This is a genomic window from Ruegeria sp. G7, assembly GCF_056535465.1.
Map to the genome: position 1 here is coordinate 666,387 of NZ_JBQFIL010000002.1, position 11,306 is coordinate 677,692.

Annotated in this window: 9 protein-coding genes; 8 read left to right on the forward strand and 1 reads right to left on the reverse strand. The window is 61.7% G+C overall.

Going from position 1 to position 11,306, the window contains the following annotated elements; all coding sequences use genetic code 11:
* The first annotated feature begins 50 nt into the window (after positions 1 to 50).
* Genes ACR3EN_RS19840 through ACR3EN_RS19875 form a run of 8 tightly spaced genes read left to right on the forward strand, consistent with a single transcriptional unit; the run spans position 51 to position 7,852 of the window.
* The gene (locus tag ACR3EN_RS19840; protein ID WP_480821139.1) at positions 51 to 995 is read left to right on the forward strand and encodes an ABC transporter permease; all 945 of its coding nucleotides are present in this window, start codon (positions 51 to 53) and stop codon (positions 993 to 995) included.
* A gap of 1 nt (position 996) precedes the next feature.
* Positions 997 to 1,860: an ABC transporter permease gene (locus tag ACR3EN_RS19845; RefSeq protein ID WP_480821137.1), complete on the forward strand. Its 864-nt coding sequence runs from the start codon at positions 997 to 999 to the stop codon at positions 1,858 to 1,860.
* Positions 1,861 to 1,877: 17 nt separating this feature from the next.
* Positions 1,878 to 3,671 carry a gamma-glutamyltransferase family protein gene (locus ACR3EN_RS19850; RefSeq protein WP_480821135.1) on the forward strand — a complete coding sequence of 598 codons (1,794 nt, stop codon included), beginning with the start codon at positions 1,878 to 1,880 and terminating at the stop codon, positions 3,669 to 3,671.
* A gap of 1 nt (position 3,672) precedes the next feature.
* Positions 3,673 to 4,422, forward strand: coding sequence for a DUF1028 domain-containing protein (locus tag ACR3EN_RS19855; RefSeq protein ID WP_480821133.1), 750 nt, complete (start codon positions 3,673 to 3,675; stop codon positions 4,420 to 4,422).
* 3 nt (positions 4,423 to 4,425) lie between these two features.
* The gene (locus ACR3EN_RS19860; protein WP_480821131.1) at positions 4,426 to 5,259 is read left to right on the forward strand and encodes a sulfite exporter TauE/SafE family protein; all 834 of its coding nucleotides are present in this window, start codon (positions 4,426 to 4,428) and stop codon (positions 5,257 to 5,259) included.
* Between the two features lie 41 nt (positions 5,260 to 5,300).
* A complete protein-coding gene (locus ACR3EN_RS19865) occupies positions 5,301 to 5,972 on the forward strand; it encodes a FadR/GntR family transcriptional regulator (RefSeq protein ID WP_480858424.1) in 672 nt (223 codons plus the stop codon).
* Positions 5,973 to 6,009: 37 nt separating this feature from the next.
* Positions 6,010 to 7,152 (forward strand): NADH:flavin oxidoreductase/NADH oxidase, encoded by a 1,143-nt coding sequence (locus tag ACR3EN_RS19870; protein ID WP_480821127.1) that lies wholly within the window; start codon positions 6,010 to 6,012, stop codon positions 7,150 to 7,152.
* 55 nt (positions 7,153 to 7,207) lie between these two features.
* Positions 7,208 to 7,852 (forward strand): glutathione binding-like protein, encoded by a 645-nt coding sequence (locus ACR3EN_RS19875; RefSeq protein WP_480821125.1) that lies wholly within the window; start codon positions 7,208 to 7,210, stop codon positions 7,850 to 7,852.
* 144 nt (positions 7,853 to 7,996) lie between these two features.
* On the opposite strand, the gene ACR3EN_RS19880 is transcribed toward ACR3EN_RS19875, so the two are convergent.
* Positions 7,997 to 11,092, reverse strand: coding sequence for a hypothetical protein (locus ACR3EN_RS19880; RefSeq protein ID WP_480821123.1), 3,096 nt, complete (start codon positions 11,090 to 11,092; stop codon positions 7,997 to 7,999).
* Positions 11,093 to 11,306 lie beyond the last annotated feature (214 nt).

The following is an 11,306-nucleotide window of genomic DNA, read 5'->3' on the forward strand; positions in this document are numbered from 1 at the left end:
CGCCCGGACCTCCAGCCGGGCGGGTTCCTTAACCCGAAAGCCCTGATCCCATGCTGTCTTTCATCCTGCGCCGCATTCTGATTGCGATCCCGACGATCCTGCTGATCTCGATCTTCGTGTTCAGCCTGCAAAAGCTGCTGCCCGGCGATCCGGTCCTTGCCATGGCAGGTGAGGAGCGCGACCCCGAAGTGCTGGAATTCCTGCGCGAAAAATATCGCCTGAACGATCCGATCCCCGTGCAATATCTGACATGGGTCGGCAATGCGCTACAGGGCGATCTGGGGATTTCGCTGCGGACCAATCAGCCGGTGACGGAACTGATTGCGGAAAAGCTGCCAGTTACAATCCAGCTTGCGATCATGGCGATCCTGTTTGCGCTGGTGATCGGGATACCGGCTGGCATTTTGTCGGCGGTCAAGAAAGGGACTGTCACGGATTATGTGGCCAACATCGTGGCCCTGTCCGGGCTGTCGATTCCAAATTTCTGGCTGGGGATCATGCTGATCCTGCTGGTCTCGGTGAAACTCGACCTGTTGCCCGCCTCGGGATACGTGCCCCTGTCCGAGGACCCGGTGAAATCCATTACCACCATGCTGATGCCCGCCTTTGTACTGGGCACCGCACTGGCCGCGACATTGATGCGGCATACGCGGTCGGCCATGCTGGGCGTGCTCAAGTCCGACTATGTGCGCACGGCCCGCGCCAAAGGACTTTATGAACGCCGCGTGGTCCTGAAACACGCCTTCCGTAATGCGCTGACGCCGATTGTCACGCTGACTGCCCTGCTGTTCGGTGAACTGATCGCGGGCGCGGTCTTAACCGAGCAAATCTTCACCATCCCCGGCTTCGGCAAGATGGTCGTCGACGCCGTGTTCAACCGCGATTACGCCGTGGTGCAGGGCATCGTGCTGGTCACTGCCGTGGGTTTCATATTCATGAACCTTCTGGCTGACGTAGCCTATGTGCTGTTGAACCCCCGTCTGAGGAACGCCTGACATGGCCTTAGCCGATCCTATCCTCGCGCGCCGTCCCGAAAACCGGGTCTGGAAGAAATTCCGCACGCATAAAAGCGCCATGCTGGGTGGCGTGCTGGTCACGTTCTTCGTGCTGATCGCGCTTCTGGCCCCGATCCTGCCCGTGCCCGATCCGGCGGCCACCGACTGGGGCGCAGTGCGCAAAGCGCCCACAGCTGCGCATCCGTTTGGCACCGATGAGATCGGACGGGATGTGCTGTCGCGCATGATCTGGGGCGCGCAGGCGTCTTTGTTGGCGGGCGTGGTCTCGGTCGGGATCGCCGTGTTGCTGGGTGTGCCGCTGGGCATCGTCGCAGGCTATTTCGGCGGCTGGATAGATGCCATCATCTCGCGCTGTACCGAGGCGTTGCTGGCCGCGCCGTTCCTGATCCTTGCCATTGCGCTGGCTGCGTTTCTGGGCCCGTCGCTGACCAATGCGATGATCGCCATCGGCCTGTCGGCGACACCGATCTTCATCCGCCTGACACGCGGTCAGGTCCTGTCGGTCAAGGCCGAAGACTACGTGACCTCGGCCCGCGCCATTGGCCTGCCGACCCCCAAAATTCTGACGCGATATGTGTTTCCCAACGTGCTGCCGCCGGTGCTGGTGCAGGCAACACTGACCATCGCAACGGCCATCATAGCCGAGGCATCGCTGTCCTTCCTCGGCCTTGGTCAGCAACCGCCCGCGCCAAGCTGGGGGTCGATGCTGAACACCGCCAAAAACTTCCTCAACCAGGCCCCGTGGATGGCCATGTGGCCGGGCATCGCGATCTTCCTCGTGGTGCTGGGGTTCAACCTATTGGGCGACGGGCTGCGCGATGCGCTGGACCCGCGCGAACATTGATTTCGGAGACGTAAAACATGTCAGACTTCACCACCCGCCCCGAGATCCGAGGCACTTTCGGCGTCGTGACCTCGACGCACTGGATCGCCTCAGCCGTGGGGTTCGGTATTCTGGAAAAGGGGGGCAACGCCTTTGATGCAGCCGTCGCCACCGCGATGACCCTGCAAGTGGTTGAGCCGCATCTGAACGGCCCCGCAGGCGACATGCCAGCCATTTTCCACTCGGCCAAGACCGGCAAAACGCAGGTGCTGTGCGCCCAAGGCCCTGCCCCCGCCGCCGCCACTATCGAGCATTACACCGGGCTGGGTCTGAACCTGATCCCCGGATCGGGCCTGCTGGCCACAGTGGTGCCCGGCGCGTTTGACGGCTGGATGCTGATGCTGCGCGATCATGGACAACTGCCGCTGCGCGATGTCATGCAGCCCGCCATCGACTATGCGCGTGACGGCCACCCTGTGCTGCCGCGTGTGGCTCACACCATTGATGGCCTGTCCGACTTCTTCGAAGATGAATGGCCCAGTTCGGCCGAAACTTGGATGCCCAACGGACAGGCACCCGAACCGCACAGCAATTTTGCCAACCCCGCTCTGGCCGCGACCTATGAACGTCTGGTTGCGGATGCCGAGGCCGCGCACGACGACCGAACCGAGCAGATCGATGCTGCTCGCCGCGCGTGGCGGCAAGGCTTTGTGGCGGATCGCATCTTTGACTATCTGGCCGACGCCAAGGTCATGGACGTCTCGGGACAGCGCCATGCGGGTGTGATGGCGCGCGCGGACATGGAGAACTGGCAGGCCACGTATGAAGACACGCTGACCTATGACTATCACGGCTGGACTGTTCATAAGACACAGGCCTGGAGTCAGGGGCCGGTGCTACTGCAGACACTGGCCATTCTCAAAGGGATCGACCTTGGGTCGATGGACCCGAACGGGGCCGAGTTTGTGCATACGGTCATCGAAGCGATGAAGCTCGCCTATGCCGACCGCGAGGCCTATTACGGCGATCCCGACCATAGCAACATTCCGATGGATTACCTGCTCAGCGACGCTTACGCTGCCGAGCGCCGCGCCATGATCAGCCCGGATGCCTCGCACGAGCAGCGCCCGGGCCGGGTGCCGGGGTTTGAGCATCTGGCGGATGCCTATATCGCCCGTGCCGCGCGGGATTTCGCGGCCAATACCGGGGCCAGCGCGGGTGAGCCAACCATGTCTCACCTGACAGAGAAACGCGGCGATACCGTGCATCTCGACGTGATTGATCGCTGGGGTAACATGGTTGCGGCGACGCCCTCGGGCGGGTGGCTGCAGAGCTCTCCGGTTGTTCCGGGGTTGGGCTTTCCGCTCAACAGCCGGGCGCAGATGTTCTGGCTGGAACCGGGCCTGCCGACCTCGCTTGCACCCGGACGCAGGCCACGGACCACGTTGACACCCAGCCTTGCGGAGAAGGACGGTGTGCGGCTGGTCTTTGGCACGCCCGGCGGCGACCAGCAGGATCAGTGGCAATTGATCTGGTTCCTGCGTTTCGTGCATTTCGGGCTGGAGCTGCAGGAATGCATGGACGCGCCGCTGTTTCATTCGATGCATTTTCAGGGCTCGTTCTATCCCCGGGCGGCGCAACCGGGTGAAATGATGATCGAGGAAACCTTTGGCGCGCCTGTGATCGAGGATCTGCGCGCGCGAGGCCACAAGGTTACCGTGGCTGAACCGTGGACGGTTGGTCGTCTCACAGCCGCACTTCGCGAACAAGACGGGACCTTACGCGCGGCGGCCACGCCGCGATTGATGCAGGCTTATGCAGTAGGACGGTGACATGACATATTCCCTGATCGCAAAAGACCCCGAGACTGGCGCCATCGGCCTGATCGTGGCCAGCCGCTTCTTCGCCTGCGGTGCCCGGGTGCCATGCGTCGGCGCACGCAGCGCGATTGCTTCGCAGGCGTTTTCGAACCCGGTCTGGGGGACCGAAGGCCTCAGGCGCTTGGAAGCCGGAGAGCACGCCCAGGCGGTGCTGGATGATCTCGTGGCGCGAGACTCGGGTCGCGCTGCGCGGCAGGCGCATCTGATCGACGCGCAGGGCAACTTCGCGGCCTATACCGGGGCGGATTGCGTCGACTGGGCCGGACACCGGATCGGTGCGGCGCATTCGGTTGCGGGTAACATGCTGGCCGGGCCGGACGTTGTCGACGCAACGTTTGAGACATATGCATCGGAAACCGCGCTGCCATTCCCGGAACGCCTTATGGCTGCGATGGAGGCGGGCGAGCGCGAAGGCGGCGACAAGCGCGGCAAACAGGCCGCCGGAATGGTCATTCACCGTGGCCAGTCTCATGCCTGGCTGGACATGCGCAGTGACGACCACGCCGACCCGCTGTCCGAACTGCGACGGCTTTATGACGTGGCCAGCGAGCGTTACCTGCATTTCGCCGAAGCTATGCCGAGCGAGCAGAACTTCTCGGGCAATCCCGACCGGGCGGCGCTTGAAGATGCGATCGCGCGCGCGGATGCCAAACGCCAGGCCGCGGGGCGGGTGAGCCGCTCGTTCGCCAGCGACCCTGCGTGATGTATGGGCGGGATTGACCTTTCGACCCTTGCGGCGCTGATCGCCATCGCCGGTGCCGCCGGCGTGTTTGGCGGTATTCTGGCTGGCCTATTGGGGGTCGGTGGGGGGATTGTCATCGTACCGGCGCTGTATTTCGCCCTGTCGCTGACCGGCAGCGATCCGGCACTGACCATGCAGGTTGCGGTTGGGACGTCTCTGGCCACGATCGTGTTCACCGCGTTGTCGTCCAGCTGGGGGCACTACAAGCGTGGCGCGTTGGACATGGCACTGCTGAAACGCTGGGCTCCGGCGATCCTTGTGGGCGTCATCATCGGCGGGCTGCTGGGCGGGCTGGTCAGCGGCTACATTCTGGTCGCCGTGTTTGCGACCGTTGCCGCACTGGTGTCGCTGGACATGATTTTTCGCAAACCCTCTGACAATGGTCCACCGCGTAGTTTCTCGCCAAAGGTCTGGGCTGCGACCGGGATGTTTGCGGGGGCAATTTCGGCGATGATGGGGATCGGCGGTGGAACGGTCTGCGTGCCGGTCCTGAATTTTCTGGGCTATGACATTCGCCGCGCCGTTGGCACATCGGCGGCCATCGGGTTCGTGATCGGCCTGCCGGGGGCACTGATCTATGCAGCGACCGGGTTGGGGCAAACCGGATTGCCACCCTTTTCCATCGGCTATGTCAACTTGATCGCAGCGGCGCTGATCATTCCTCTGACGACCAGCTGCGCGCACATAGGCGTCCGCCTCGCACACACGATTTCGCAACGCGCCTTGCGTCTTGCTTTTGGCGCATTCCTGATGCTTACGTCGTTGCGCATGTTTTACGATCTGATCGGAGCGTTCTGACTTTGGGGAATTGTCCAACTGATACCGAGCTGACCACGGCCTTGCATTCCGGAATTGAGAACGGGGATTTCGTGAAGAACGGAAAACTCTTGCCTGAGCGCGCATTGGCCGACGCACTGGACGTAACGCGCGCCCGGATGCGCCGTATTCTGGATCAGCTGGAAGAAGATGGAACGGTGTTTCGCAGGCACGGGCAGGGGACTTTTGTCTCACCTCCGCCTGCGGTTGGTGCAAGCCCGTTCCGCGCGGTTGCGGCCAAAGTGATGCCCCGCGACGTCATGGAGGTTCGGCTTGAGATTGAACCCGCATTGGCAGCCTTGGCGGCGCAGCGGGCCACGACCAAGGAATTGCGAACGCTGGAACAACTTACACGGGCCACACTGGATGCCGCAGATACGCAGGCCTATGGGGTCGCGGATGATGTCTTTCACTACAAGATTGCCGAGTTGGCCCATAATCCGCTGTTTCTGACCGTGTATGATTCAATCCGCGCTGTGCGCAAGCAATCCGAATGGACCCGCCAGCGGGAAACGCATTATTCGTCGTCGACGCTGGTGCGTCTGGGCGAACAGCATGAGCAGTTGTTCAGCAGCATCGCATCGCGCGACAGTCAGGCAGCCGCAGAGGTCATGCAATCGCATCTGCTTTCGGTGTCCAGTGCAATGCTGCGGGACAGGACCTATGGGCAAAACCATAGCCTGACCGGGGACTAGGTGGCCCGCAGGGCCGTAAAAGGTTTGAGAGGCAACGATGCCCGCACTTTTCAGCAGTTTTCGCCTTCGCGGCGTGACCTTCAAAAATCGCATCGCCGTCTCCCCGATGAGCCAGTATCGCGCCGACGAAGGACGGGCCAATGACTGGCATCTCGTGCATCTGGGACGGTTTGCCATCGGCGGCGCGGCACTGGTTTATGCTGAGGCCACGGCGGTGACACGCGATGGGCGCCGCACACCTGGGGATCTGGGTCTGTGGGACGACGGTCAGATCGACCCGTTGCGACGTGTCAGCGATTTCATCACGCGCGAAGGGGCCGTGCCGGGCATCCAGCTCAGCCATGCCGGCCGCAAAGCATCCGAGCGACGGCCCTGGCATGGCGAGACGCCGCTGGACGAGGTGGACGCGTCCGAGCGCAAGGAAGACGCGTGGCCAGCCATCGCACCATCTGCCTTGCCTTACGCAGACGGTTGGCCGACTCCGCGTGAGATGACGGAAAACGATATCGAAACCGTCATTGCGGCTTTCGGGGCTGCCGCTCAGCGGGCCAGGCTGGCTGGGTTCAAAATGATCGAGGTCTATGCCGCGCATGGTTTTCTTGTGCATCAGTTTCTGTCCCCTATCACCAACCTGAGAGGCGATAAGTGGGGTGGGAGCGCGGAGAACCGGATGCGGTTCGCGGTCGAGGTCGCGCGCGCCATTCGCCGGAATTGGCCCGATGAGCTGCCGCTGGCGTTTCGTCTGTCTGCGACGGATTGGCTCGAAGCTGGTCTGACCGTCGAAGACACGGTCGAGACCGCAAGGGCACTCAAGTCAGCGGGCGTCGACCTGATCGACTGTAGCTCGGGCGGGATCGGGGGCAAGAACAGACCGCAGCGGATGACCATCGCGCAGGGCTTTCAGGTCCCGTTTGCTGCGCAAGTCAGGGCGCAGGCAGAAATCCCCACCATGGCGGTTGGCTTTCTTTGGGATCCAAAGATATGCAACGCGGCGATTGAACAGGGCGATGCCGACATGATCGCCCTTGCCCGAGAGCTGCTGGACGATCCCAACTGGCCGCTGCACAGTGCCGCCCAGCTTGAGGGAGACACCGGGCACGCACGCTGGCCGGTTGAGGCGGGCTGGTGGTTGATGAAACGCGACCGGCTGTTGTCCAAACTTGGTCTGCGCTCGGGCTGAGGGCTGCCGCACGAAATCCGCGCTGTGGCGCGCCGCCAATGAGAAGGAGCCTCAGATGGCGACCTTGTATCACGCACCGCTCACATGCTCATTGGCTGCCCGGTTTGCGGCGGCTGAGGCGCGTGTGGATATGGATGTTACGCTTGTGAACCTGGCGACCCGAAAGACGGAAGACGGGGGATCGCTTTATGATATCAACCCGCTGGGTCAGGTCGCGGTTCTGGATTTGGGTGATGGAACAAAGCTGACCGAAACCTCAACCGTCATTGCCTGGATTCAATCACAGTCCAATGATGATCTTTTTCGGATCGATCCGTCTGATGCCGCATATTTTCAGATGCTACGCTGGCTGGCATTTTGCGCAACCGAACTACACAAGGGGTTGTTTCGCGTTGTGTTCTATCAGGAGGCCACGGACGAGGTTAAGGATCGGGTGCGCGGATTGGTGCCGTCTCGTTTCCAGCTACTCGATACTCATCTGAAAGATCGCGATTATCTTCTGGGGGACAGGTTTTCTGCCGCTGACGCTTATCTGGGATGGTTCTTCGTCCTATCCGGTTACGCCGATGTCAGTCATGCAGCGTTCCCTCACCTCGAAGCTTACCGCAAGCGCGTACTGGCCCGCGAGGCCATCGCCGCGTTGATCGAAGAAGACAAAGAGCTGAACCGCGCTATCAAACAGAACCTCTTTCGGGCTTAGGACACATCTGTCTGGTGAGGCGTTCGATTTCTCTTCAGTTGACCGAACCTCAATTATGGTTGTGAAGGTGTTGATCGCAAAACCGCCGTGTCTTGTGATCAAGCCGCCCGGGCCTCTAAAAGCCCGGGCCGTTCGCGAAGCGTCCTAACTGGCCAAGCCGCAGGAAGAGGCATCGCTGTTGTTGGTGGTGTCAGTTTCCACCACGCCGTCGGCCGGATTGGCGTTGACGGTAATCTTGAAGGGAACCTGCTCGCCGCCCTTGACCTCATCCGGGAAAGCGAGTGACAGGGTGGTTTCATCCCCGTTCGGACCCAGTGCCGGTGTCGGAAGATCGACCACGACGCCGCTTTGGAAGAAATCAACGCGCGTGGTCGAAGGACCGGCCGGTCCCGCGCCGATGTTACGGACGATGATCCGCAATTCGCGTGGCCGCAAGCAGTACCAGGCCGGGAAAGGCGGCGGGCCGGGCGGGAACGGCTGCACCGGGATCAAGTCCGGTTTCTTCGGCGGCGGAGGAGGCGGTGGCGGCGGAGGGGGTGGAGGTGGCGGTGCCAACTCGACCAATTGAGGTACGACCGGTTCGACATCAATCGATTGCACGTCGCCCTCGCCATGGGCCGCGGTATAGACAGCGACCACGTCGAGCGGTGTTTCGCTATCGATGAACACGAACCCTTTGAGGAAACAGCACTCGGCCACCCGCAGGTGTCGTGCCACGTCCTCGCAATCAATCTCCATCGATTCCCAGGGCCCGAGTGCGTTCTCCGTTTCGGCAGACACGTTGCCCGGCTTCTCGTTTGGCAGCGCCGAGGAAACCCGCTTGCTAAAGCGCACTTCTTCCCCGCTACCGTTACCTATGTTGATCGCCGTGTGATATCGACCGGACGATAGGATGCGGCCTTTGGAGCAGCCGCAGACGAACTTGACCGCGTAACGATAGGTGACCTCCTGTTCTTCTTCGTCACAGCACTCTGTGTCGTCTTCGGCGCGGTTAACCTCCATCCGGCGGATGGCGACGTTGTTGTCACCAAGCGCCAGCCGCGCGACGGGCAGACTGCCCGCAATTGTCTCAACGTTGCTGCGGTCTTCGGGCGTGTCGACGCTGGCAAGAATGCGTTCCTCGCACAAGTCTTCGGGGCACCAGGGGATGGGCCCGACGATCACGTCGCCTCCGCTTGGCACTGGCTGACCGACCGGTGTACCCACTACAAGCGGGTCCCAGTCGCCCGGCCATGTGGCGCCCTTGCCGCCGGTTGCGCGGGCCAGCGAAAGCGTGACCGCATCGGCCTTATTGTAGCCACGGTTGCCGATCCGGACATACAGGTAGTTCTCAACGCAGCGGCGTGGCGTTTCATGCTCGGTGCCGCCGTCGGGGCGGTGCCGATTCCAGATGCCGGGTGCGGCATCACCCGGTCCGTGCCACGGGTATTCGCCCTGGCGTCCATCATCAACAAAGATGTCCACATCGGGCGGTGCTCCGTTGTAGAGCGCCTGTTTTTCAAACCCCCAACGCACCACCTTGTGGGCCCAACCCCCGGCGGCACCGTCGAACAGGGTGGTGTTTCGGTCGGATTCCTGCAGAGCGTTCGAAAATCCGACCACGGTATTGGGCACGATCCCCGCCAGAAGCGGCACCGCTTGCAGGATCAGATAGACGGTGTATCTGCTTGCATGGATCCTGTCGTCCAGATCCGGCGCGTCACCGCCCAGAGACCGGTAGATGCGGCCCAGAGTGGTGGCGTTGATCTCGGTTGAGAGATACCCGCCCACGTCCATCGTGCCGCCCCAGCCCCAGCCCGAAGCTACCGAGCGGTCCCACCGTCGGGTGATCAGGTTGCTGAAGGGGAAGGTGCGAAAGCGATCCGGCGCGTTCCCTTGCGGATCGTACAGGATCGCCGCAAGCGCATCTCCGAATCCGTGGCAGAAGCCGAAATTGGGCGAATTGAGGTGATCCCACAGCACCGCGTGTCCAAATTCATGCGCCGATACCCGCGAGTCTGTCGCCATCCCGACAGTGGACCCATTGGCGGCCAGCGCATAGCGAAAACGCAACACCCCGTTGCCCATGGCATTGCCGGGGGCTTGCGCGTTCACGGGTCCCGCAGCGGGGTTGAACCAGCGGTGATCGACATCTACCGGAAAGGCCACCCCGTCAAAGTAACTGGGCAAGTCGAAGCCCAGCGATTGCACGAAACGATACAGAAAATCGTGATTGTAATACGCGCAGACCGCCGCAAAATCGTCACTGTCGGCGGCGTAGTCAAAGATCGATGCGGCACCGCCGTTTTCGGTTGGGGGTGCGATGTTGGGCGGATCAAGGTCGCGCACCGCCACCAGTTCCCCGCTCAGCTCAACGGGTGCGCCGCCGCCGGGCAGGATCATACGCTCCAGCGTCACCAACTCGCGCTGGGCGTCCAGCAGCGCGACAGGCGCTGTCGGGTCAAGCTGAGAATCCCCCGAAAGCGAGATCGGATCGTTGGTAAAGACGTAGCCAGAGACACAGCCCACAAGCGGTCTGATGTAAAGTACAGCGCCAGTCTCCCAGTCGACGAGGGCGCGCCAGTTCAGCTCACCATAGTCAGGCAGCTTGCAGCCGAAATGCACAAGGCTTGCGAAACGCCAGTCGCCGTCTTTGATGTCCTTCGGCACGCGGCCGATATCTGGCAGCGGCGTCAGCTTGGTGTCCTTGGCCTCGCCCGGTTCCAGATGCGGCAGCCGGTGCTCGGCGTCGTAGCGATAGACGAAGTCGCGCGTGTCGTTGACTTTGAACCGGGTGAATTTTGCACCCTTCGCGGCCTCGCGCAGGATCGCGCCCGCCTGTTTATTGCGATCTGTAGGCGGGGCGGGGACCTTGCCGAGGTCAATATCTGCGGCCACACTGGAGCTTGACCCAGTGACAGTATTGTCGGGGCCCGCCATACGCAGCGTCAGGCCGCGTTCCCAAACGGGAATGCCGTGAAAGGTTTGACGGAAGGTGAAGATCAGAAACGACTGTACGGCTTTGGCCTCTTCCAGCCGCAGTTTGCTACCTTCCTGGCGGTCGAATTTGCCTGTCACATCCTCAGCCAGCCGATCAAGCAGATCAGGCGAGAAGCGGTAGTGGCCCGAAACCTCGGACGCGTACGCCCGCGCCACGTCCAGCGCGCTGGCACCTCGTGCGCGCCCAGCCAGAGGGTCACTTTGATGCTGAAGTCCGATGATTGCGCCGTTTGATGCGCGTTCAAATTCTGTTTCCGGCATAATTGCCTCCGTTCGATAGCATACTGAAATGCTGGCCCAGGGGCCCCGGATGGTCCGGCCGAACAGCTTACAAAATGACTTTGTGCAAATACGAATGACAAAACGCGATGGCCGGAGAAACCCATCGGCGATCCTACCAGCACAACAATTGTATCATTTTGAGCCGATTCACGCAAAAGATGTCGGCCATATTCAGCCGGTCTCGGTTTTGGGG